The 25106-nt window shown below is 43.7% G+C and carries 21 protein-coding genes; 2 read left to right on the forward strand and 19 right to left on the reverse strand.

All coding sequences use genetic code 11. The features are described from left to right. The first annotated feature begins 234 nt into the window (after positions 1-234). Positions 235-2139: an LTA synthase family protein gene (locus JOC33_RS04705; RefSeq protein WP_205091277.1), complete on the forward strand. Its 1905-nt coding sequence runs from the start codon at positions 235-237 to the stop codon at positions 2137-2139. Positions 2140-2212: 73 nt separating this feature from the next. Here JOC33_RS04705 and JOC33_RS04710 read toward each other — a convergent pair whose 3' ends face one another. The 7 genes from JOC33_RS04710 to JOC33_RS04740 form a co-directional block, all read right to left on the reverse strand. Further along, complete coding sequence (locus tag JOC33_RS04710; protein ID WP_205091278.1) at positions 2213-3535, reverse strand: S8 family peptidase; 1323 nt, start codon at positions 3533-3535, stop codon at positions 2213-2215. Between the two features lie 162 nt (positions 3536-3697). After that, a complete protein-coding gene (locus JOC33_RS04715; protein WP_205091280.1) occupies positions 3698-4420 on the reverse strand; it encodes a 3-ketoacyl-ACP reductase in 723 nt (240 codons plus the stop codon). Between the two features lie 53 nt (positions 4421-4473). Continuing rightward, positions 4474-5085, reverse strand: coding sequence for a YczE/YyaS/YitT family protein (locus tag JOC33_RS04720; protein WP_205091282.1), 612 nt, complete (start codon positions 5083-5085; stop codon positions 4474-4476). A 208-nt stretch (positions 5086-5293) separates the two neighbouring features. After that, a complete protein-coding gene (locus JOC33_RS04725; protein ID WP_205091284.1) occupies positions 5294-6778 on the reverse strand; it encodes a Na+/H+ antiporter NhaC family protein in 1485 nt (494 codons plus the stop codon). Between the two features lie 468 nt (positions 6779-7246). Beyond that, complete coding sequence (locus JOC33_RS04730) at positions 7247-8506, reverse strand: CYP152 family fatty-acid peroxygenase CypC (RefSeq protein WP_205091286.1); 1260 nt, start codon at positions 8504-8506, stop codon at positions 7247-7249. A gap of 463 nt (positions 8507-8969) precedes the next feature. Beyond that, the gene (locus tag JOC33_RS04735) at positions 8970-9794 is read right to left on the reverse strand and encodes a hypothetical protein (RefSeq protein ID WP_205091288.1); all 825 of its coding nucleotides are present in this window, start codon (positions 9792-9794) and stop codon (positions 8970-8972) included. Between the two features lie 51 nt (positions 9795-9845). After that, a complete protein-coding gene (locus JOC33_RS04740) occupies positions 9846-10781 on the reverse strand; it encodes a hypothetical protein (protein ID WP_205091290.1) in 936 nt (311 codons plus the stop codon). A 169-nt stretch (positions 10782-10950) separates the two neighbouring features. On the opposite strand from JOC33_RS04740, the gene JOC33_RS04745 reads away from it, so the two are divergent. Beyond that, on the forward strand, positions 10951-13263 hold the full coding sequence (locus tag JOC33_RS04745) for an EAL domain-containing protein (protein WP_205091291.1): 2313 nt from the start codon (positions 10951-10953) through the stop codon (positions 13261-13263). Between the two features lie 301 nt (positions 13264-13564). Here the strand turns inward: JOC33_RS04745 and pdxA are convergent, their stop codons facing one another. The 12 genes from pdxA to JOC33_RS04805 form a co-directional block, all read right to left on the reverse strand. Next, a complete protein-coding gene (gene pdxA / locus JOC33_RS04750; protein WP_205091292.1) occupies positions 13565-14557 on the reverse strand; it encodes a 4-hydroxythreonine-4-phosphate dehydrogenase PdxA in 993 nt (330 codons plus the stop codon). Positions 14558-14578: 21 nt separating this feature from the next. Continuing rightward, positions 14579-15187: a class I SAM-dependent methyltransferase gene (locus tag JOC33_RS04755; protein WP_239533973.1), complete on the reverse strand. Its 609-nt coding sequence runs from the start codon at positions 15185-15187 to the stop codon at positions 14579-14581. A 35-nt stretch (positions 15188-15222) separates the two neighbouring features. Next, positions 15223-16077: an STAS domain-containing protein gene (locus JOC33_RS04760; RefSeq protein WP_205091551.1), complete on the reverse strand. Its 855-nt coding sequence runs from the start codon at positions 16075-16077 to the stop codon at positions 15223-15225. Positions 16078-16131: 54 nt separating this feature from the next. Then, entirely contained in the window at positions 16132-16620 is a 489-nt protein-coding gene (locus tag JOC33_RS04765; protein WP_205091293.1) for a PaaI family thioesterase, read from the reverse strand. A gap of 179 nt (positions 16621-16799) precedes the next feature. Further along, positions 16800-18980, reverse strand: a complete 2181-nt coding sequence (locus tag JOC33_RS04770; RefSeq protein ID WP_205091294.1) for a malate synthase G — start codon at positions 18978-18980, stop codon at positions 16800-16802. Between the two features lie 212 nt (positions 18981-19192). Continuing rightward, positions 19193-19363, reverse strand: a complete 171-nt coding sequence (locus JOC33_RS04775; RefSeq protein ID WP_205091295.1) for a DUF1427 family protein — start codon at positions 19361-19363, stop codon at positions 19193-19195. Positions 19364-19378: 15 nt separating this feature from the next. Further along, positions 19379-20446, reverse strand: coding sequence for an S-methyl-5-thioribose-1-phosphate isomerase (gene mtnA, locus JOC33_RS04780; protein ID WP_205091296.1), 1068 nt, complete (start codon positions 20444-20446; stop codon positions 19379-19381). 19 nt (positions 20447-20465) lie between these two features. Then, positions 20466-21068, reverse strand: a complete 603-nt coding sequence (locus tag JOC33_RS04785) for a class II aldolase/adducin family protein (protein WP_205091298.1) — start codon at positions 21066-21068, stop codon at positions 20466-20468. Positions 21069-21084: 16 nt separating this feature from the next. Then, positions 21085-22509 (reverse strand): amidohydrolase family protein, encoded by a 1425-nt coding sequence (locus tag JOC33_RS04790; protein WP_205091300.1) that lies wholly within the window; start codon positions 22507-22509, stop codon positions 21085-21087. Between the two features lie 9 nt (positions 22510-22518). Then, positions 22519-23319 carry an MTAP family purine nucleoside phosphorylase gene (locus tag JOC33_RS04795; RefSeq protein WP_205091301.1) on the reverse strand — a complete coding sequence of 267 codons (801 nt, stop codon included), beginning with the start codon at positions 23317-23319 and terminating at the stop codon, positions 22519-22521. Positions 23320-23394: 75 nt separating this feature from the next. Beyond that, positions 23395-24249 (reverse strand): nucleoside phosphorylase, encoded by an 855-nt coding sequence (locus tag JOC33_RS04800; RefSeq protein WP_205091303.1) that lies wholly within the window; start codon positions 24247-24249, stop codon positions 23395-23397. After that, positions 24233-25081 (reverse strand): energy-coupling factor ABC transporter ATP-binding protein, encoded by an 849-nt coding sequence (locus JOC33_RS04805; protein WP_205091305.1) that lies wholly within the window; start codon positions 25079-25081, stop codon positions 24233-24235. Before JOC33_RS04805 ends, JOC33_RS04800 begins: the two co-directional genes overlap by 17 nt. Positions 25082-25106 lie beyond the last annotated feature (25 nt).

Raw genomic sequence — 25106 nt, forward strand, 5'->3', positions numbered from 1 at the left:
TTTATTAATCCTACGTTTACATTTCACTTCACCGGGAATGGTGAATATCAGAGAAGCAGTGACGAAATTTGTTTAAAAGAAAAACTGGCATTCTATACTATTATGGTAGAAACTATGAATATACTGTGAACAAATCTGGAAGAGGTTGACTTTTAGCGCTTATTCCGTTAAGTTTAAGACTTGATTCATGAAAAATTAACTCTGTCACAAATACAGCAGGGAGGAAATACAAAAATGAATGAAAGATTCAACAAAATGTTCCGAAGTGGGTTATTCTTTTTTGTCGCAGCTGTTCTGTTGTTATGGGCAAAAACCTATTTAACTTTAAAATACTCATTCTCTTTAGATATTGAAAATACGATGCAGGAAATCATCCTGATCCTAACACCGTTAGGTTCGATTCTATTTTTCTTAGGACTCAGTTTCCTATTTTCCAAGAAAAGAAGAGTCAAAGCTTTCTTGACTTTATACTTCATCATGTCGTTTGTATTATTTGCAAATGCCGTTTATTACCGCTTTTTCAGTGATTTCATCACGATTCCGGTATTGATGCAGTATAAGAACTTCCTGGAACTAGGTGGAAGTGCCAAAGAATTGATGGGATTTACTGATCTATTATTATGGGTAGATTTCATCGCACTAGTCGTTTGGGCGAAAATCCAAAAGAATCATTTAGTATTGGCACTGAAGAAACGGACAGTGACTGCCATTTTTGCTACTGCCCTGCTTTCCATGACCATTAACTTGAGCCTTGCAGAAGCAGAACGTCCGGAACTGCTTACCCGTACTTTTGACCGTGCCATGCTCGTAAAGCTGCTGGGTATTTATAATTTCCACGTCTATGATGGCGTTATGACTGCTAAAACACAAACGCATAGAGCGTTTGCTGAAAGCAGCGAGCTCTCTGAAGTACAGCACTATACGAATGCTGAAAAAGGCAAGTCTGACAAGTACTTCGGTGCAGCAGAAGGAAAAAATGTCGTACTTGTTTCCATGGAATCTCTACAAAATTTCGTTATTGATTATAAATTGAATGGACAAGAAGTGACACCATTCCTGAATGATCTCGTAAAAGATGAAAACAGCCTGTATTTCAGCAATTTCTACCATAATACAGGGCAAGGTAAAACATCTGATTCTGAGTTTATCGTCGACAATTCTCTCTACGGTTTACCGCGTGGAGCTGTGTTTACAACTAACTCTGGTAATGAATACAACGCCACCCCTGAAATCTTAGGGGAAAAAGGATACACATCAGCTGTATTCCACGGAAACAACGATAGTTTCTGGAACCGTGATGTGATGTACAAGTCGCTTGGTTATGATCACTTCTTTTCTGAAAAAGATTATAACGTTACACCAGAGAATTCCGTAAACTATGGATTGAAAGATATTCCATTCTTTGAACAATCCATTCCAAAAATCAAGAATTTAGAAGAACCATACTACACCAGGTTCATTACGCTGACACACCATTATCCGTTTGTACTAAACGATAAAGAAGATATTATGATAGAACCAGCCAACACAGGTGATGGTACTGTCGATCGTTATTTCCAGACAGCACGCTATATGGATGAGGCCTTGAAACAATTCTTCCAGGATATGAAAGAAGCTGGCGAATATAAAGACACAATCTTTGTTTTCTATGGTGACCACTATGGTATCTCTACCAACCATAATAAAGCCATGTCTAAAATCATGGGTGAAGAAATCCGTCCTTTCGAAGAAAAACAGTTGCAGCAAGTGCCGCTGATCATCCATGCCCCGGGACTTGACGGGAAGGAAATGAAAACAGTCGGAAGTCAAATTGATTTGAAACCGACAATTCTTCACTTGCTTGGGGTCGAGACACCAAATGATGTCCAGTTTGGTACTGACCTTCTAGCAGAAGACCGTAAAGATATCGCAATTTTCCGTGATGGAAGTGTCATCACAGATGAGTATGTATACGCAGGAAAAGAGAATATCTGTTACGACAAGCAAACAGAGAAAGAAATCAAAACCTCTGTCTGTAAACCACTAAAAGAAAAAGCACAAAAAGAACTAAGTCTTTCAGATAAAGTCGTATACGGTGACCTCTTGCGCTTCCTTGACGAAAATGCAAAAGCAATCGAACAACAATCAGCAGAAAAATAGCGACTACTACAAATAAAGGCCACCCCGGGACATCCAGTATTTGGATGTCCCGGGGTGGCCTGTTTTTTTTACTTCAAATGGACTTTTCTGCATTGAGATACCCATGTCCGTAGATATTAGGGTCCATTCCACTTTTGCGGTCGGCACCTTTTAACAATCTGGATTTAATTATGTCAGGGGATGCCACAGGGTCCGCCTCCTTCATTAATGCGATTACTCCTGCACAAATCGGTGTCGCCATCGATGTCCCTGACATGGTAAAATAATTTTCCTCTACTCTGTTCATTTTCTGCGCTTTATCAATAAATGATCCCGGAGATCTTAAAGAGGTGATGTCAACGCCTGGAGCCAGGATGTCAGGCTTTACTACTGCATAGATGGTTGGTCCCCTGCTTGAAAATTTCGCGACTTCATCGTCTGTCCTCTCATCTGCAGTACCCTGATCATGATAGGCTCCTACTGTTATCACCTTGTCGCTGAGTCCAGGACTTGCGATCGTTTTAGGTTCGGGGCCCTCATTCCCGGCAGCTGCACAAACAACAATACCTTCCGCCCAGGCTGCCTCTACAATTTTAACCATCGGATCTTCATTTTCATCAGAAAATGTTTGCGGGGAACTGCCCAATGACATGCTGATAATATCAATTCGAACATCCGGATTATCTGTATTATGCTGTATACACCATTCTACGCCTTTCATGACGGTTTCCAGAGAACCAGCTCCCATTTTGTCCAGCACTTTGACTCCGACAACATTTGCCTCTGGTGCTGGACCACGATATTTACCTCGGGAAGCCTGCCCATTTCCTGCTGCATCACCTGCACAGTGGGTACCATGCCCATTGTCATCATACGGTGTTACCCGATCATTAACGAAATCGACAAATCCGGTGATCCGCCCTTCTAAATCTTGATGGGGGTGAATGCCTGTATCAATGATAGCTATGGTCGTTCCCTTACCTGTAAGAGTCTTTCCTTTACGAACTATGTTTTGAGCACGGGCTGATCCAACTGCTACATCCAGGCAAGTTCGGACCTCCCTGTTCAAATATACCTTACGTATGTGTGTGCAGTTTTCCAGCATATCCTCAAGACCACTGAGACTTACTTCGGCACTGCAGCAACAAACCCTGGAGAAGTCATGCCTTACCTTACACTTCGAATGTCGTTCCATGATTTCATGGACCTTTATACAATCAGCTTCATAATAATATTCTTCAAACTCTATAATGACTGACAGCTTCTTATTTTTCTTTACGTATCTTTCCACCATGCGATGCATGAAACAAGGGGTCCACTTAAAGGGTCGATATATATGCAGTATTTCGTCCCTCAGGGGTTTCTCAAGCTTATTTGCATGATTTCTGACCATCTGTACCATGGAGTAACCAAACATCTCTTATCCCGCCTTCCTAAAGCTTTTCCTATAAACTATGAAAGCGGGATAAGCTAGGGAAAGGTGGATGCCCCAGGTCCAATAAAAAATAGGGAAATTGCATGTCCATATGAAAGAGTTCCCCGGGAGAACCAAATATTGGTTCTCCCGGGGAACTCTAGATTAAAATGGATTAGTTGCCCATTGGGCAGAAGTTTTTATAAAGATACGCGGGTGCAGCTTTAATTGAGCTACCATATATTCTGCCAAGTCTTCCGGCTGCATGTATTTCTCTTTCTCTTCTTCTGTAGGGTTACCTTTATTGGTAAGCTCTGTCGCTACCATGCTCGGTGTCAAGGCGAATACACGGATATTATGCTTCCTCACTTCCTGCATCAGGGATTCTGTAAGTCCGAGCAGCCCGAATTTCGAAGCGCTGTAAGCACTGGAACCAGCTGTTCCTTTCAACCCGGAACTCGATGATATATTGATGATATCACCGCCGTTTTTCTTAATAAGTTGAGGAAGGACCTGCCGTGTTACGTAATAAACACCCATCAGATTAACATCGATAACCCGCTTCCAATCCTCAGGTTCAATTTCCAAGAAGGAACCATAGGTGCCAATTCCTGCATTGTTAATCAGAATATCTGCTGGTCCCAAGCTATCAGTCAACTTTTCAATAGCCTGTTCCACTTCTTCAGGAGAGGAAACATCAGCGGCAGCATAGGCTGCTGAGATGCCATGCTGTTCAGCCTCTTCCGCCACTTCTCTCAGAGTGGTTTCAGTAGTTGCCAAGAGCCCCACATTTACTCCTTCTTCAGCTAGAGCAAGTGCTGTTGCACGTCCGATACCTCTGGCTCCTCCGGTTATGAAAGCAACCTTGCCTTTAATCGATTGTCCCATGATAGAATGCTCCTTTCCATTGGTCATACCTACATTCTAACAAAGACAATCGATTATGAAGCCAATCGTGCTTTAAACCGTGATACCGGCTTGTAGAACATTTGGATGAGCGGACCGATGGCAAAAGCTACAATTACCGTACCTACACCAATCGGCCCACCGATTATAATGGCAACTATCATGATAGATACCTCTATTACTGTCTTCGAAAAAGAAAGGCTTTTTCCCGTTCGGAACTGGACGGCCATCATCAAATTATCAATCGGGTTCCGTGCATAATTTGCCTGAAGATATAAAGAGATCCCGCTGGCAATGATAACGATTCCGCCTAGCAGCAACGAAATTCTCATAGGAAGGAGTAATTCATTAATGTCTGCAAAAACAATCAGCAGCCAAAAGTCAATGAAAATACCAATCATAAAAATCGTAATGATAGCTGAAAAGTCCGGTTTCTTATCTAAAAGAAAAGCATTGATTAAAATTAATATAAAGCCGCCGATAAACATCCACGTACCGACAGTCAAGCCCAGGTTCAATTTGAGTCCGACAAAAAAAGCATCCCAAGGACCAACGCCAAGATCCGCCAAAATCATCAGACTGATGCCAAAGGATAGAAAAATCAATCCAGTCACATAAAACCCAGCAGTTATTACTCCATTTTTCATGATTGCACCTACTTTTTCTTATTTCACCTGGATATCATACCACAAGCTGCTTTACCAGGCTACATTAGAAAAACTCGCATTCACTCGACCCTGCGTGAATGTATTCGTATTCTTATACTGGCAACTTTAACACTTTCACTACGACGAAAAACTTTTTGCAAAAAAAAGTTATCCTGCCACTTTTTTGTGACAGGATAACCGGTTGTATTTATGCTTTGTAATCTTTTGGCTTGATTTCCTCCCCATTTTTGCCACTATAGCGTAATCCCCAGCCTGTTAAGGCAGCAATCAGCATAACAGTCAGCAGTCCCCAGCCTTGGAAGACAAACGGAAATACTTCTGTCGGGCTGACAACGGGCAAGAATTCATATTCATCTGCAGCACCCTTGATAGTTGCCCAAGCTAGGAGTACACCCCCGCTCCATGGGAAAATGTATCCTAGTGAAGATGTAACTGTATCAAGAAAGTTAGCTCTACGGTAAGGGTGGATATTCATTTCCTTACCCAGCTTTCTGACAAATGGTGCAGCCGCAATTTCTGCTGCTGTATTGATGGTAATGAAAATGTTCAAGAAAGCGACGATACCGTAAATGGACAACTCAGCCCTGCGGACAACATTTTTGATGATGCCGAGAAAGAAGTTCTTGATAACCTCCATTGTCCCTGCAACCTCCATTAAATGCGCGGCCGCAAGAATGAACAGGATTAAGATTGCCATATTAAAATATCCGCCGATACCACTCATCAGAGCACCTTCTATAACAGCTTCTCCTGCATCATTACGATAGACATGCAGCACCTCAGTCAGGCTGGTCCCTGACAAAAAGATGAATACAATCGAGGCCAGTATTCCCCATGTCAATGATGTCAATAAATGCTGGCCGGAAAGTGCCAGATATAGCACCAGGATAAACGGTACCAGCATCAATAAACCATTTGCAGACACCTGACTCTTTATCTCAGCAAGTGCCTGCTGGTTACCACCGTTGCCTCCTCCACCAACAAGAATAAATAGAATAAGTGCCGGAATTGCGGCTGTGATGGAGTATTTAAAACGAGAACGAACGACTCCAGGAACGTCAGCCTCCTGTGTCGTAGCGGATACAATCGTTGTATCAGAAACTGGTGCCAGGTTGTCCCCAAAGACCGCGCCACTTAGAATCGCTGCCAGCAATATAACAGGATCTGCGCCGAGAATGACACCTGCCGGATACATAAGAATACCGAATGTAGCAACAGTCCCGTAGCCGGTACCAACTGCTGTAGCGAACAACGCGGAAAGGATAAAGGTCAATCCGACAAAGGCACCGCCTTCAATACCTGTCTGAAATCCAAACCAGATTAAACCTTCGACAAGTCCTCCAGCTGATAACAGCTTCGCAAACATCCCCGCCCAAAACCAGGCGATGACAGCAATGACACCGATCGGCTGTGCCATTCCAGAGAACAGACTCTGAGCGTAATCAGACCATTTTGATTTACAGAAAAACAATCCGATTGCCACACCGATTACCATACCAAGGACTAAAGCTTCCTCAGTTACCAGCTTAGTGACACTGAGTACTATCGCCCAAATGATAAAGAAGATAAGGGGAATTGTCGCGGTAAAAACTCCACCTCTGAATTCTAGTTTGTTTACTTTTTTTTGTCCTACTGCTTCATCAATGACTTCTTCTTGATGTTTTTTTCCCACTATTCTCCCTCCAAAGTATAAAATTTTGTGCCACCCACCATTATGACATAAATAAAGCGTTTTCAAAAATAAAGATCTGCCAGGTTATTTTTTACAGGCGGGTTAATTAGCGATGGACGTGCCCCAATACCTATTCGAAGTCTCCTCTTTTTTTATGACAGGAATGAAGCCGGAAGCGCCTTATTCACTACACAGAGGTGCTATGGTGGTATTACTGCCGGCGGATGCTTGACGCGAGCACCGCCTCCTCTCGCTCATTATGGCACCATCCATAATATAACCATATGTAATTATATACTTCAACGTTGGCCAATCTAAAGAGAAGGATTTTATTTAGTTATTAGAAACTCGCATTCACCCGTGAGCTTGTTATTTTATAAACTTGGAAAAGAGAGGCTGTCAGGTAATTTTACTAAACGAAAAAAAGCCCTCTCCTGTTTCTTGTCGGAAAGGACTGGCCAATTTGGATCAAGCTGAGCTTATATTGGTCAATATAACACCACTTTGGGGAAGGGATGGCATCCTGACGAGGCTGTAATTCAGATCCTGTTCAGGAAGTTCAAAATTCACTTTGTTAACAAGAAAACCCAGACTATCTTTCATGACCTGAATAGTGATCCATTCGCCGGGACAGCGATGGTTTTTATAATAATCCCCGCCGCCTTGTGGAATCAGGTCAAACATTCCGCCAGTCCATTCCTTGAAACGTTCAGGATGGAATTTCTCGGGGTTCTCCCATAAACGAGAATCATGATTGGTCCCATAAACGTCCATCAATACTAGTGTTCCTTCATGAAATTTTACTTCATTCCAGATAAAACTGCGCCTGACACGAGCCCCTAGAAATGGCCCAAATGGATAATATCTCCTTACTTCCTGGACAAACCATTGATAAAATTCGTCATCTGCATTTTTGATTTTTTCCTGATATTCCGGATGGTCAGTTAAGGCAACCACACTGAATGCAATATAATCCGTAATAGCGACAATCGGTCGCAGCACGTTAATCAATTCTACTGCAGCCATATGGGAATCCATCTGTTTTCCTGCGATATCACGATGAAAGGCCATCGCATAAGCAGCTGTACCTTCATTTACATCCAGTTTTCCTGCACGAATTTGTTCAATGACAGATTGGATCCACTTTTCTCCTCGTTTCCGTGCGCTTCTGCCTTGCCAGTGCCTCGGACCAACAGCACCGAAAGCATCGACCATTTTCCAAAAATCATCTGCCCGTTGTTTCACTTCCTCCTCTTGTAGAGGCACACCAGCCCATTTGCAGGCAGCCTTGCACAATAACTGTTTGGTTTCCTCAAATAAAACAACTTTGTCTGCCCCTTGCCAGTCTCTAGTTTTTTCACGCCATAGTACATTTGTGATTTGACTAAGCCTCTCAAGTTTGTCAGGAGTCATCAATGACATGAATAAAAGTTTCCTGTGCTCATGGGAATTCCCATCCATGGACTGTATCGCATTTTCTCCAAAGAGTGTTTTCTGGATCCTTTTAGGAGCTGCCCCCTTACGATGGAATTTCTCCTTATCATAAAATATCTCTGCAGCCTTTTCGCCACTCATACAGAGGACTTTCTCTCCCAACAGCCTGGTTTGAAATATATCCGTCCCATATTGGCGGCATCTGTTTGGGATGAATCGGTAGCCTTCCTTTAACAAAGCAATACTATTATCAATGCTCTTTTCCTTAGGGATATCTCCAAACGATTGAAACATTTGCCGCATCTCCTTCTCTTTTATGTATGATTGGTTCGAGTAATTTCAAATAATTTTCCCTATAAAAATCAGGATAAACAACTTCCAGTAAATTTCCTTTTTATCCTTAGAACAAAAGCGGAAGCGCCTTGCTCACCCCCGACAAGCTTAAGACAATCCTCGCCGTGGCGGTCTTTGTCACAGAGAGGGTCGGCTTAAGACCTCGAGGGGGTAGGCGCTGGAGCTGGATGATACAAAAGCGGAAGCGCCTTGCTCACCCCCGACAAGCTTAAGACAATCCTCGCCGTGGCGGTCTTTGTCACAGAGAGGGTCGGCTTAAGACCTCGAGGGGGTAGACGCTGGAGATAGAGGAAAACCTCCGCAAAAGAATTACCACAACCATCCATCTCCCCAGACAATAAAAAAATGGCTGTCGAGAAAACCTCGACAGCCTGAACAACCCCCAATAGCCGGGCGCTTTGTTTTATAGTACTTCATCCAATGAAATTACAGTAACGTCTTCATCTGTACTTTCTACCTCTTCTGTTGTGTCCTCTGTTGTTTCATCTGTTTCTTCTGTTACTTCTTCTTTTGTTTCTGCAATTTCTTCCGTAGTTTCTTCTTCTACTTCAGTCTTTTGCTCTGCTGCCACTTCTTCTTTTACTGCCAAAACTGCAGAGTTTTCGGATGCGTTTGCTTTTGCTGTTGCGCTGGCATTCTCTGCCGCTTGAGAATTGACTTTGTTTTCTAGAGATTTGTGGACTTCTTCTTCTACTGCGTCTTTAGCTTTTTCTTCTGTCTTTTCTACTTCTTCTGTTACTTCTTTCGTTGCTTCCTCTTTTTCTTCTGTGACTTCTTCTTTTGTTTCTGCAGCTTCTTCAATAGTTTCTTCTTCTACATCAGTCTTTTGCTCTGCTGTCGCTTCTTCTTCTACTGCCAGGACTGCAGAGTTTTCGGATGCGTTTGCTTTTGCTGTTGCACTGGCATTCTCTGAAGCCTGTGACTTAGCTTTATTAGTTTTGGATTTGTTTGTTTTCGCTTCTTTTTGGTCTGCTTCTACATCACTTGCTTCTTCTTTAGCTGCGGCAGCTACTACTGAATTTTCATTCGCATGTGATTTTGCAACTGCACTGGCATTTGCTGCACCTTTGGCTTTTTTGGTTTTATCTTGTTTAGCTTCCGCTTGTACTTCTACTTGGACAACTTTTTTACCTTGGGAAGATGCTGCCTCTGTCGATTGTACACCTGCGAATGCTCCAAAAGTCAATGTCCCTGCAATTACTAGTGATTTCACCCAAACGTTTTTCATGGTTTATTCGCTCCTTAATTTTAATTTTTGTTGATCTTCATCTGATTAAAATTAAGAAGCTGCTTGTGGCGGTTGTGCCGGAGGGGCATTCACCCATTGATCACGAATAAATTCGGATCGGAATTCGATAATTTGCGACTGGGGAGTAAGAACCGTGGAATTTCCAGGCAGACTACCCTTCCAAAACAACGTCGTAGTGGTTTGCCCCCCAGTATCGCCACTTCCTGCAGATACAGGCGATGGAGCAGAATATAATCCAGTTCTATGTATCTGAGCAATTGGCGTTTTCTGGGGATTTGGATAGGGTTGTTGCTGTCTTTCCCGGTCGGATTCCTTTTGGCTTTTATCTTTTGGCAAGTTAGCCAATTCATCACCCTGTTGTGCTTCATCCGCCTCAGTTGTGGTTTTCCGTCTCTTATGTTTTTGGTCACCAGTCTTCTCTTGTGATTCATAATCCTGTACACGCTTTTTAGTGTCAGCCGCAATTTCAGTGTTATCGGCCTTGTTCTGTTTTTTATTGTTAAGCATCTTTCCAGCAGACGAAGGATTATTTTCGGCTTTCTTTTCCGAAAGACCTTTCTTCGCAGGTTTTTCAGCTGTTTTCTTGTAATGGCGATTTTTTGCTGGCGCTTTTTTGTTCAAGCTATTTCGTGCCTTTTCCACCTTTTCTTCAGCTTTATTACTTGCCTGTGCCGGTAGTTTGTCTGCTTCAGATTTGCGGTTTACCGATGCTGCTTTTTCCAGCCCTTTTTGGACTGGCTTCTGTTCTTCAGGCGTTTTACCGGGTGCTCCCTTTCTGACCGTTTCTGCGATTTCCTTTGTCTGATCAGAAAGTTCTTCTTCAATGGGATGAGGCTGCCCCTTCTTGGCATTAGTCTGTGGGGAAACCTCATCAGGAATTTTTCCCTTGTTCGCAAATATATCATTTGGAATGAAAAATACCGCCAACACCACTACAAAAATATATATCAGTGGCTTTATGCGCATTTACTCACCCCCTTCCTCTACTTATAAAATTTCTTTTTCGACAACCTTTTTACGGCCGTTTTCTGAAAATTTGAGATTGTTCTTTGTAAAGAAGTAGTCTGACAAAAACTCAAAAGTATTATTTTTTCAGCCGATATATAAATTACTACAAATAAAGAAGGTGCCCAGTGTGAAAGTACAAACACAGGCTTTTATCGTGATAGGAGTATTTACTGCACTATTTCTATCATTTTTATATTTTGTTATAAGGCCGCAACTACTGGATGAAGCGAATCGGTTCGACAAGAAGTCATTACAGGAAAACATCACTCGAGTAGAAAATTATATTGAATTGGAAAAAGATAACCTCTTACGCCTTAGCCGGGATTGGGCCGTCTGGGATGACACTTACAGTTTTATCAATGAAGGGGATGAAAGCTACATCATTTCAAACTTAGGAGACGATACATTTTCCAATAACCAAATTCAATACATGTTATTTTTAAGCGATCAATATGAAGTGATCCATCAAAAAGGTTACCAATTCGCGCAAGATGAAAAGCTGGAAATTGAACCCTCCTTTTTAGAGGGACTGATAACTGAGATCCAGAAAAACGACGGTAAAAACAGAACTTTTTTTCAAAGTAACAACGGCAAAATGTTAATGCTGAGCACCTACAATGTCGCTAGAAGTGACGGCACGGAAGAGGGTAATTCAGGAGTGCTTGTAATGGGTAGGATGATGAATGACGCCTACATTGAACAAATTGAAGAATCGCTGTCCATAAACCTGGCCATTTCTCCTGAGGCAGCCATAAACTCCGTGAAAGTGACCGGACCAAACACTCTGAGGGGCGGTATGCAACTTCAAGGAGGATCCGATAACTCCGTCCTTCAACTGGCAATTACCGGGAACAGAACTTTTTACCATGAGAGAGTATCAGGTTTAGGGGTACAGATGTTGTTTCTTACCCTTGGTCTATGCACTCTTTCAATGTTGCTGTTTGTAATTTTCAAGTATTTCGCCATCAATCCTGTCAGTCAATTGTCGAAGCAAATGAAAAGTATTCAATTCGACGATAATTTTTCTTCAAGAGTATCCATCAGCCGTAGAATCAACAAAGAGATAAGAGATTTAGAGAGTTCCATCAACTCCATGCTGACTACTCTGGAAACAACCCATGGCAAGGTTTTGAAAATGGCCTATTATGACCAGCTGACTCAGTTATCCAATCGATTCTACCTTTATCAGGAATTTCCGCGCTTTGTTAAAAGCACACAGAAAAACACCGCCATTCTTTTTTTTGATCTGGATGGCTTCAAAAGGGTGAATGACACGTGGGGACATGAGGTAGGAGATGTACTCCTCACTCATGTAGCTGAACGATTGAGGAATTACTTTTCAGAAAAAAAAGTGATTATTTCCCGGATTGGCGGGGATGAGTTCGTGGTGGTCACCACTTACAATGATTTTGATAGTTTAAATGAAACGATTGACGAAGTCAGGGAACTTCTTAATAGCGAATATGCACTCGGCCATATCAAAACATATATATCAGCCAGTATTGGGGTCAGCATTTACCCGACAGACGGCGAATCACTGTTTACACTGCTCAAATATGCGGACATGGCGATGTATGAAGCGAAAACCAACGGCAAAAACAAGTTTGTCTACTACCATGAACTATCAAGTGAAAGTCAATACAACCAGTTGACACTATTAAAAAATGAAGTGCATTTTGCCCTGGAGAAAAACCAACTTCGACTTGTTTACCAACCTATATATAGCAGTGAAAGCCATCAGATGGGTGGTTTAGAAGCACTCCTGCGCTGGGATCATCCTGACAAAGGTACTATCCCACCAGATACATTCATACCACTAATGGAGGAAAATGGTTGCATTCATGAAGTAGGCATCTGGGTGTTGAGGGAAGGACTAAAACAGATGAGTGAGTGGAGGGATCAATTCCATCAGCCTCTTTCATTATCGATCAACTTCTCCAAAGTTCAACTTAAATATGCTGAAGATTTCTTAGATGTACTCGATGAATCATTGTCAGAATTCCGTTTCCCGCCAGATTGTCTGTATATCGAAATCACGGAAAGCGATGTAGCAACTTACAATGACGATATCGTTTATTTCATACGGGCCCTTCAACAACGCGGAGTACGTGTAGCCATCGACGATTTTGGCGTCGGAACATCCTCGCTGTACGGTTTGAGAGACCTGCCAGTAGACAGCATCAAGATCGATCGCAGTTTCATTCAACGTATTCCGGAAGATTCCTTTGATGCAAGTCTCCTGGCAGGTATCTACAGAATTTTGAACGAACTCAAAATCGATATCGTCACCGAAGGCGTAGAAACAGAAGAACAGCTAGACTTTATTGTTGGAAACAGCATCACCAAAGTACAAGGATATTATTTCAGCAAACCGGTTGACCCTTCCACCATCGAGGAAATGCTTCATCTGAACAAAGATTTATTAAAATTCAAAGGATAACCGGCTCCATTGATGCTTGTTGTTGATGCTTACGAACCGCTTGCCGGGAGATGCTTGCCGCGGGCACGGCCTCAAGCCTTCTGGGTCAAGATAAGACTTCGAGGGATAAGCGGTTGAGCTGGATGCAGCCCGTTATATAGTTAACCATCACCATTTATTTTTATTAAAAGCTTAGATTAAGACAAAAAGGTCTGAATGGGAATAAAAATCCATCCAGACCTTTTTTAAAATCATACCTTTTCTAAACCTTCCGTTTTTACAGCAGCCTTATTAATGGTCAGTCTTTTTTTCATATAAATGTTTAAGTCAGTTCTACCGCCTGCCGAATGGCTTCCAACATACTCTTCTCATCAGCTGTCCCTTTTCCGGCAATGTCAAATGCGGTGCCGTGGTCCACACTGGTGCGAATGATTGGTAGCCCAGCAGTGATATTGACCCCCTCGTCCAGCCCGAGAACTTTAATCGGACCGTGCCCCTGATCATGATACATAGCCACGACAATATCAAAATCTCCACGTACAGCCCGAAAAAAGAGTGTATCTGCAGGCAGCGGCCCAGAGACATCCATCCCCTCTTCCTGGGCACGACTAACAGCAGGAATAATTTTCTCCTCTTCTTCTCCATAGCCGAACAGACCATTTTCTCCTGCATGGGGATTTATACCGCAAACAGCAATTTTTGGCTTTGGAATACCTGATTTCAAGAGGGTATGATGTGCCATTTTGATAACCTGATAGACTCTGTCTGGTGCAATGAGATCAATGGCTTCTCTAAGGCCAACATGTGTCGTAACGTGAATGACCTTCAACTTTGGCGAGGAAAGCATCATGGCATAGCTCTCTGTACCAGTAAGTTCGGCCAGGATCTCCGTATGACCAGGGTATGGATGACCTCCTTTATGAAGTGCCGTTTTATTAATAGGAGCGGTGACAATGGCATCAATTCTGCCCTCATTCGCAAGCTCTATTGCCGTCTTTAAATATTCATAAGCTGCATGACCTGCCTCTGCTGATACTTCTCCGAATGAAAGATCCTCAGGAAGGAGGTTCAGATCATAGCAGAGTATCTCTTGGTTACTTCCCAGACTGGCAATAGCATCGGTTTTATGGACCTGTCTAAATAAAATGTCTGTTACCATAATGTCTGCAGCTCGCTTCAGGATTTTCAAATCCCCAATGACAACAGGGATACAATCACTGCTATATCGTCTATTTTGCAAGCTTTTGATGATGATTTCCGGGCCAACACCAGCTCCGTCCCCCATCGTGATTCCGATAATAGGTCTGCTTCGCATAATCCATCTCCTTAGAGGCAGCTAAATTGTGGCGGTTACGCAAACACAGTTTACTGGTTTCATCTGTCTGATGTGCGTGTGAATGTTGCGATAGCCGGCAGCTTGTAAATTTTCTTTAATTTGCTGGCCAAATTCTTTTACGGTATTCTGATCGGCTCCTCGCATTCTGGGCTGGACGGTAATGGCAATTTTTCCTTCTGGCTTCAATAACTTCTGTAATTTTTTTAATGAATCCACAGGCTCTTCCCAAAACATGATGTTATTGATGGAGAGAATGTGGTCAAACTTCCTTTTAAATGGCGGCGGAGAAGATACATCAGCTAGAATTAAATCCACTACTCCATTCTCGATAGCTTCCTTATTTCTTTTTTTCGCCTGTCTTAACATAACTGAAGATATATCAATTCCAACGATTCTGCCCTCTGTAATGGTCCGGGATAACGATTCAATTGCTCTTCCCGGACCGAAACCGACCTCTAATGCCCAATCATCTTTTCTAAGGTTCAGTAAGGAAACCGTCCAAACGCTTTTGGCTGGCTCTCCCGCCATTAAGAGACCGGCAAGTCTACCCATACATCCTGCAGGCTTCTTAAACTGCTCCACAAACTTGCTTAAGAAATTCATTGCCATTTACCTTCCTTCTCCCGAAAATTTGCAGGCAGATTTTATAAGATAATCTCAGAGGATTCAGGCCCAGGGGAAACAAAGTATTCACTCAGTGCCTGTTGAAGGGTGCCAAGTGTTTTGGTGTCTTTATTAAATTGCATATCAGCATTGGTCATCTCCCGGACAATTTCCTTTCTTAATCCTGTAATAACCGTATTACATCCCATCATGGATATACCATCGATAATTTTCATCAAATCTCCAATAATTGCCCTCTCCATCGTGGCAATACCAGAAAGATCCATGATCAAGGTCTGGATTCTTAACTCAGCAACTTCCGTCAGCACTTTCTCCTCCAGAATTTCTGCACGATGCGTATCAACCGCACCGATCAATGGCAGGATACAAACGGACGGATTGATCGGAATGATAGGTACAGATAAATTTTCCACCAATTCTCTCTGGGCATGCAACAAGGAATCCTTGTATGTAGAATATCGGATAAAGAAGGTGTTCAAAAATGTATCAACCCGATTATTTATTTCTTTTTCCAGCCGAAAAAAGTCGGCGATTTTACTTTGGCCCGTAAATTCATAGTACTTTTCGATAAAATACCAGATCGTACGGCGGATTGCCTGCACCCACTCCAGTTTAAAGGATAATGCCATGGAATGTGTGGCCCAGGCAATGCCTTCCTGTTCAGCGAATTTTTTCAGATTCTCATCTTCGCCGTCGATAATATATACGACCAGCTTATGGGCGTTATTGACAAGGTCAATGTTCCCGACCTGGAGGATTTCGTTAATTTTATCCTTTACATTAACCGCCTCGGTTAATAAAGTGTTTTCAAATAATTGGCTGTTTTCTTCAAAGAAATTCTTGAGTTGATAAGAAGGTTTAAAAGAATATTCCATCATAACTACCTCCACGATTTTTTCTGCTTATTCATTTTCTATGATAAATGCATATTAAGACTGTTTTTCTTGTCCGAAAGTATCCGGCATAAGTGCAGCAATTACTTCCCCTTCTGCACAACAAACATTCTCCGCATATACTTCCGTAACTACCTTGAACTTTTTAGGATGTATTTCTTCCACTTTTCCAATTGCCCGTAATGGTACTTCCTGCGGGGTAGGCTTCCTATACTTAATTTCAAGCGATGCGGTCACAAACCTTGGCGCTTCTGTCCCGTCCCCGGGTTCGTGTCCATTTTTCCGATGTAAAGCTAGTGAGGCAGAACCTGTGCCATGACAGTCTATCAATGAAGCGATAATCCCACCATAGACGTAGCCTGGAATGGCTTTATGTTCTGGCCTTGGAGTGTATAGGGTTATCGTCTGATCCCCTTCCCAGCCTGTCCGGAAATGATGGCCATCTTTATTTAAACGCCCACATCCATAGCACCAGGAAAAATCATCAGGATAGGCATCCTGGATGGCATGCTCTACTTTCCTCATCTCGTACCTCCTATTAGCATGTTTGTAATCATCTTACAATAATTATGAACAAATTGCGTATCTATACGCTCGACTAAAAAAATACTCCTCTACATAACACTTCTACATTTTAATATAAATTCCTTTCCGAATGACAACACCCCGGGACCTCCAATTTCTGGATGTCCCGGGGTGAACTTTTACTTGTTAACGAAGTGTTGTTGTTTGGATTCGATTCGTCGTTTATGCAAAATTGGTTCGGTATACCCGTTTGGCTGGTTGATGCCATCGAATATCAAGTCGCAGGCAGCCTGGAATGCGACTGATTCTTCGAAGTCGGCGGACATTGGCTGGTAGTCCGGATCGCCGGCATTTTGTTCATCAACCACTTTAGCCATACGATAGAGTGTCTCCTGGACTTGTTCTTTCGTGACGATACCATGATGGAGCCAGTTGGCCATATGCTGACTGGAAATTCTGAGTGTTGCCCGGTCTTCCATCAATCCGATGTTGTTGATGTCCGGTACCTTGGAACAGCCGACACCATGGTTGATCCAACGGACGACATAACCGAGTATCCCTTGTGCGTTGTTATCCAGCTCTTCCTGGACTTCATCGCTGTTCCAATCAGTAACAGGAGCTGTCGGGACTTCCAGGATGCTGTCACGCACATCCGTAATGTTTTCTTTGATTTTATTTTGGACTTCCCGAACGTCAATCATATGATAATGAATGGCGTGAAGGGTGGCTGCTGTAGGCGAAGGCACCCAGGCAGTATTCGCTCCTGCCTTCAGCTGGCCGCTTTTTTCATCGATCATGGATTTCATCATTTCCGGCATGGCCCACATGCCTTTACCGATTTGGGCGCGGCCTTGAAGTCCTGTCGCAAGCCCTGCCTGGACATTTGACTGCTCATAGGATTTCAGCCATGTGGAGGTTTTCATGTCTTTCTTCCGAATCATAGCTCCTGCTTCCATGGATGTATGGATTTCATCACCGGTTCTGTCCAGGAAACCAGTGTTAATGAAAACAATTCGTTCTTTAACTTCAGCAATACAATTCTTTAAGTTCAATGTTGTCCGGCGCTCTTCATCCATGACCCCGATTTTTATCGTATATCTCTCTAAACCAAGCATATCTTCAATTCGATTGAAAAGCTTGTTGGCAAAAGCCACTTCTTCTGATCCGTGCATTTTCGGTTTGACGATATAAATAGAGCCTTTTTCAGAATTCTGGAACTTACCATTCCTAAACAGATCATGCTTGGCAATCAGGCTGGTGATGACACCATCCATGATACCCTCTGGTACCTCTTCGCCATTTTGGTCAAGAATGGCGTTTGTTGTCATTAAGTGACCGACATTGCGCATAAACATCAGGGAACGGCCATGCAGGGTGATATCTTCGCCCTGTGGTGTAATGTAGCTGCGATCCTGTCTCAATGTCCGTGTTACAGCCCGTCCGCCTTTTTGAAAGGTAGATTTGAGAGTTCCTTTCATCAGCCCAAGCAAATTAGCATAAACCTGAACTTTGTCTGCGGCATCGACGGCGGCAACGGAATCTTCACAATCCATGATTGTCGTTGTAGCCGCTTCCATGCAGATATCCTTTACCCCTGCATTATCTGTTTTTCCGATAGGGTGGTAACGATCAAATTGAATTTCGACATGAAGGCCGTTGTTTTCCAACAGAACGGCTGTCGGTTCGTGGGTAGAACCCTGAAACCCTTTGAATTTGCCAGGGTTTTTAAGGTTTGTTTTACGAGTATCCTGGAAGGAAATAACCAGATTTTCGTTTTCAACCGTATATCCAACAGCATCTTGATGTGAGCCATCAACTAATGGAAAAACATCATCTAGGAACCCTTTCGCGTATGCGACAACTTTTTCCCCTCGGACAGGGTTAAATTCCCTGCCGCGATCTGCCCCGTCTTCTTCACTGATTACGTCTGTTCCGTAAAGTGCATCGTACAGGCTGCCATAACGAGCATTTGCAGCGTTCAAGGCATAGCGGGCGTTGTCTACAGGCACTACCAGCTGTGGTCCTGCCTGCTTTGCAATTTCATCATCCACATTTTCCGTAGTAATTTCAAAATCGGCGACCGGTTTCTCCAAATAGCCGATCTGCTCTAAAAAGGCTTTGTACTCTTCCTGGGTGTAGCTTCCTTGCTTTTCTTTATACCAGTTATCAAGAGTCGTCTGGATGGTGCTTCTTTTTTCCAGCAAAGATTTATTTTCAGGAGTAAGCTCATTGATCAAAGTCTCGAAATCCGTCCAGAATTGTTCATCTGCTACACCGCTGTCAGGCAGAGCCTGAGCTACGATGAACTCATACAGTTTGGAATCTATTTGCAGGTTTCCTATATTTACATAGTTACTCATCCATCATCCTCCTTTTAGAAAAACTTGGCTTGCCGCCAAGTCTATATGGCGAAATCCTTGTTTTACTTATACTTTAGTCCTTTAACTCAAACAAATTTCCCTAAAGTGTTAGAAATCTAGCATTCACTCGTTTTTTCGTGAACATCATACTTCGATTTCCTAAACCCGCTTTGTCCAGGGGCCTCTTTGGTTTTTAACGTATGATCTATCACCTATTGGATTCTTACCAGTACTGCTTCTACAATTCGGCCACCAACATATACTCCTGCCACACCAAGCACTCCGGCGAGAACGGGAGGAGCAGGCAGTGGCAATTTGATCAATTTGAACACGATGCCGATCACGATGCCGGCTATCAAAGCTAGAATTGCTTCCCTTACCATGGTGCGGCCTCCTTTTTATATGTTCACTTTTTCATTTAATCGGTTTAAGTTTTGCTCAAATGGAACTGTGATGACACCCTTTTCTGTGATGATGCCAGAAATCAGTCTGCTCGGCGTAATATCAAAAGAAGGATATAGAGCATCCGTACCTTCAGGAGCAATCCTGACTCCCTGGATCTGCACTACTTCATCCGAGTTGCGCATTTCCACCTCGATTGCATCGCCGCTTGGTGTATCAAAATCAATAGTATGGCTTGAGGTAGCTGTGTAGAAAGGAATACCATGCTCTTTAGCCGCAAGTGCGTGCATGTATGTCCCGACTTTATTAGCAAGATCACCGTTTGCTGAAACTCGGTCGGAGCCGACGACAATTTTATTGATTCTCCCAGTATTCATGCAAAATCCTGACATGTTATCGGTAATCAAGGTATGTGGGATACCGAACTTTTTCAGTTCATATGCTGTAATTCTCGCACCTTGCAGGTATGGACGAGTTTCACAGGTATAGACATGGATATTCTTTCCCTGCTCATGGGCTCTGCGGATCACGGATAAAGCTCTACCACCATAACCGGCTCCGCCCAATGCCCCCGAATGGCAATGGGTCATGATCGTATCGCCATCTTCAATCAGGCTGGCCCCGTGTTCCCCCAGCTTATATTCAAAATCAAGCTGTCTGTCAATGATTGCTACAGCTTTCGCTTCAAGCACATCGACCAACTCGCTTCCGGTTCCCTTGACAGCAGCTGCCATCTCGTCGACAGTCTTCATCAGATTGACAGCAGTCGGTCTCGTACTTTTTAAAAGGACACCGGCTTCACGTACTGCCTCCGGATTACCGTTTGACTGATAAGCAGCTAAAAACATCCCGTACACCCCACAGATTCCGATTGCTCCGGAACCGCGGATCATCATGGAACGAATGGCATCACCAAGCTGTTCCACATTTTCCATCGTGTTTATTTCTTCTTTAAAAGGTAATTTCGTCTGATCAAGTAATTTCAATGAACCTGCTTCGAACCAGAGTGGCAGTGCAAGTGCTTTTTCCTGGTATCGAACAGCTAATTCCTCTATCGCCCGCATGATGAAATCTCCTCCTTTATCAGCTAGTCACCGCGACATTAGCCTGCAGCTGTGACACAATAAATGCCTGTTTAGCAGTAGCTTCTGCCAGGTCGACAACGTTATAGGCTGCTTCTAATGTCGGTCCAACAGAACATACTCCATGGTTTTTCATCAGGGAAATTTTAATATCAGGGTATTGCGTGAAAACATCTGTAACGTGCTGGGCAAGCTCTTTTGAGCCTGATGGTGCCACATCTGCTACTGGCACATGTCCCAGCAGTTTCTGCGCTGTGACAGTCGGCAAAGGAAGCTCCATACCAAGGCAGGCATATCCAATGGCATAATTCGGATGGCAGTGGACAACTGCGTTTACATCAGGACGAACCTTGTAGATACCAAGGTGGAAGCCGATTTCCTTTGAGGGTTTTCCCTGTCCTTCAATCACTTCTCCATTCATATCAACTACAAGAGCGTCTTCCCGGCTGACTTCTCCGAGACTGATGCCGCTTCGTTTAATCAAAACGTGATCCGTACCTGGAATCCGTACACTGATATTCCCGCCTGTCGCCTGTGTGTAACCTTTTTGGTAAACCTTATGTGACACGTGCTGGAGTTCTTTTTTTAATAATTCTAATGACATTCTGGGTTCCTCCTGTTCATTTAAAAACTTGTCCGAAATACGGTTTCAACTCATCTGCGAATGCTAATGCGTCCGCACAATTTGCAATCATTTCATTTGAGCGGCCACCGACACGTTCGAAAAGCGTCTGTTCATCAAAAGTAAGTATTTCCTTATGACGAAGCACCCATCTCCCTTTGATCATCACCGAATCTACTGAACTGCCATTTTCATGAAATACCAGCTGCCTGGCTGGGTCATGGACAGGCGTCCAGGTCGAATTCTGTTTTTTAAGGAAGACAAGGTCGGCATCATATCCTTGCGAAATCTTCCCTCGCTTACTTGTGCCACCCATGATTTCAGCTCCGCTGGTTATCGCCATCGCAAGTGCTGTTTCTGCTTTTAACCAGTCCGTGTATTGATTACTTTCTTTGCGCTGGAGCAAAGTGGCGAGCCGCATGGCCTCAAATAAGTTATGACTCGTTCCGCAATTACTGGCATCGGTACCCAGTCCTACGGGAATCCCTTTTTCCAAAAATTTCGGAATCGGAGAGGTTCCGCTTCCTAGAGTCATATTACTTGCCGGATTATGGACGACAGAAACACCACGCGCCTGCAGCAGCTCGATTTCTTGTTCAGAAAGCCAGATAGCGTGGGCGACAGACAGCTTGTCATTAAGCACCCCTGCTCTATCAAGGTGTCCGATAAGTCCCTGGTCGTAAGTGCTGTCACCGAAGGTTTTCTGGATATTTGTCTCCAGAAGGTGGGTTTGTATGTTCAAGTCATGCTTGCGACTTAATCGTGCACATAAAGCAAGAGACTCTGCACTGCAACGCTGTGGCGCATTAGGCCCGAGCATGATTTGGATCTGATCATTCTTTCCATGCCATTCTGCTATCAGTCTTTCAAAAAATGCTTCCATTTCACTGATGGATGGCGGCTTTTTTGTTTCCAGTCGTTTTAGAATCGATGATGGCAACTCCAGTTGAAGAAACTGGTGGTCCGGAATATCATGAAGCATCGGGGCAAAAGCAGCATGAAGACCTGATTTTTCATAAGCATGCAGTGCTGCTTCCACTCTCGGCAAGTGTGGAAAGTGATCGATGCACCCTGTTACACCATTCCGGATCATTTCAGCCGCCCCAAGCAACACCGCATCCTGGATATCCTGATCAGTCAGCGAATGACCGTAAGCGACGGTGTAAAGTGACCACATCTCTAGAGGCAGGTCGCTTTCCGTTCCTTTTAGCAGGTTAGAATAAGAATGGTAATGGCCATTTGTCATGCCAGGGATGATCAAGTACCCGCTCCCATCGATGACTTCCTCCACCTCTAGTGCATCTGGGAGCTCCCCTTCAGGGAAAAGATGTTTGATTTTACCCTCGTCAATGACAAGGCTTCCATTTACCAGCTCGAATCGTTCCATGGACAGCCATTCGGCATTGGTTATCAGCGTATCCATTGTTCTGGGTTAAACGTTCGTCGTTTCTGCTTTTTTCAGTTTCTCTTTACGTGCAGCCAGCGCTCTTTCGTATGCTTCATGGGCAATTGATGGTTTGTCATCTGTCGCAAGCTCAATCGTTTTCAAAAATAATTGTTTGATTTTTTCCTGATTATCCAGCACAACGTTTTTGTGCGTATCCAAATCTGGCGGAACATCTGTCGTACCCGCCGCGAGGTCAGTAGAGATAACGACCACGGCATAAGCAATGCCAAGCTCCCTCGCTAAAATTGCTTCTGTCGCATTGGTCATACCGACGACATCCATGCCCCACTGCTTGTAAACGTTGATTTCCAAAGAAGTCTCATAACGCGGACCATCAACACAGATGTAATTTGCTTTAGGTACAATGTCGATATTAAGTTCGTCAGCAGCGGCTAAGAAGGTATTGGTCAGATCAGGGCAGTACGGCTGTGTAATCTCTACGGAATACTTTCCGTATGTAGTCACACGTTTGGTCGTTGCATCCATGAATTGATCAAGCATCGCCAGTGCTCCTACTGGAATTTCAGGGTTCAGTGATCCAACCGCACACATGGCGATGACGTGATCGACGCCAAGCTCCTTCAGTGCTAGCATATTAGCACGGTAGTTGATTTCGTGAGCGAGACTGTCATGGGATTTGCCGTGTCTCGGAAGGAAAAAGATTTCCTTACCTGCATGCTGGCCTTCGTACACTACAGCTTCTCCGTATTCTGTAGCTATTGTTCTCTCTTTCATATCATCTACTAAGTTATAAAATCCTGTACCTCCGACAATACCAATTTTCATTTAAATTCCTCCTCTATCGCTATTAGACTATTTTTAAGATAATTGATTTTTTAATAGTAAAATTATGCCCCTAGTTTAAGCCTGGTTTAGCAGGGAAGGGAAAAAGTAGGCTTTTCCTGAGCGTTTTTTCAGCTCATCCCAATGGCTCAGAATTTTTGTAGCTTCCGTCGCTACAGCGATGGACTGTGCCACACCTTCTCCTTTGTATTCAAACTCATCCTTCACACGGTTAGCGACAGCTGTGAAAATCGCTCCTGCACGGAGGTTGAACAGACTGCTAAGTGTCAATACTGTGGATGCTTCCATCTCAAAATTGAGGACTCCAGCCTTTTGCATATCCTCCATGATTGTTTCCATCCAGCTTTGGCGGTAATTGTTAAAACCTGGACGCCCTTGCCCGCAGAAGAAGGAGGCAGCTGTGTATCCGATACCGACATGGTAATTCACGCCAAGCCGTTCTGCTGCTTCGATCAATGCCATGACAACTTCCTGATTTGCGACAGCCGGATATTTGTGATCAACATACTGATCGCTTGTCCCGTCATAACGGACAGCCCCGGCACAAATAATAAGGTCACCAGGTGCAATGTTCTCCTGCATGGCTCCACAAGTGCCGACACGAAGGAAGGTTTCTGCACCGATTTCAGCCAGTTCTTCTAAAGCACTTGCTGTCGAAGGACCTCCTGCCCCGGTCGAGCAGGCGGAAATTCCGACGCCATCGACTTTTCCCGTGTATGTCACATGCTCACGGTACGTTGCAATATGCTTTTTTTCGTCCCACAATGCCGCCATCTGGGGTACTCTCTCTGGATCCCCAGGCAATAGCACGTATTTTTCAACGTCTCCCGGGCTGCACCGAATATGGTATTGGGACCTATCTGCATTTTCTGGTCGATTCGCTTTTGCTTTCCATTTAAGATCTTGTGCCAACTTTGACATCCTCCTCTTGATTTGCTTCCATCCACTCTAAGATCGATTCCACTGTCAAATAGGTCCGATTGGGATCGAAATGCGAGATTTCATTTGCAAAATGGGTAATTTGCGGAGGCTGGAGACCTGCTTCAGCCATGATATTCTTATCTGAAAACACAACGCTTGCGTGGTCATCAGCGATTTTTTCACTCTGGTTCATGACAACCGTCCGGCAATTCAGCTCGCCAATCAGGTGCATATCATGAGTGATCAACACGACGATGTGACCTTCTTCTTTGAACATCTTCACGAGTTCAAGCACCCGTTTACACCCTTTATGGTCCTGGCCTGTGGTTGGTTCATCCAGCACAATGACTTTCGGTGAAACGGCCATGATGGAAGCCATCGCCACTTCTTTTCGCTGGCTGGAATTCAAGTCGAATGGATTGTCGTCCAGACGGTCGTGAAGCTGGAACAGTTCAATTGCCCGCTGTACACGCGTATCTGTCTCCTCTTCTGACATTTTCAAGTTTTTACAGCCGTATGCCAGCTCTTGCCTGACGGACGGAAGAAATGTCTGGTGGTTCGGATTCTGGAACACATAGCCGACATGGCTGGAAAGCTTAGAAATTCGTTCTTTCCTGGTATTGAGGTCACCAATTTTCACTTCACCTGTCGTCGGTTTCAATAATCCGTTAAAGTGCTTGACCAGTGTCGTTTTCCCTGAGCCGTTACTTCCCAGAATCGCTACGATTTCCCCTTCATGAATATCAAGGTTGATGTCCTTAATGGCGGTCACGCCGCCTGGATATACGTGGGAAACATTCTTCACTGAGATATAGGGTTCCATTACATTCACCTCCACGTTTTTCTAA

It is taken from the genome of Thalassobacillus pellis (assembly GCF_016908295.1).
In the GTDB taxonomy this organism is placed as follows: Bacteria; Bacillota; Bacilli; order Bacillales; family Halobacillaceae; genus Thalassobacillus; species Thalassobacillus pellis.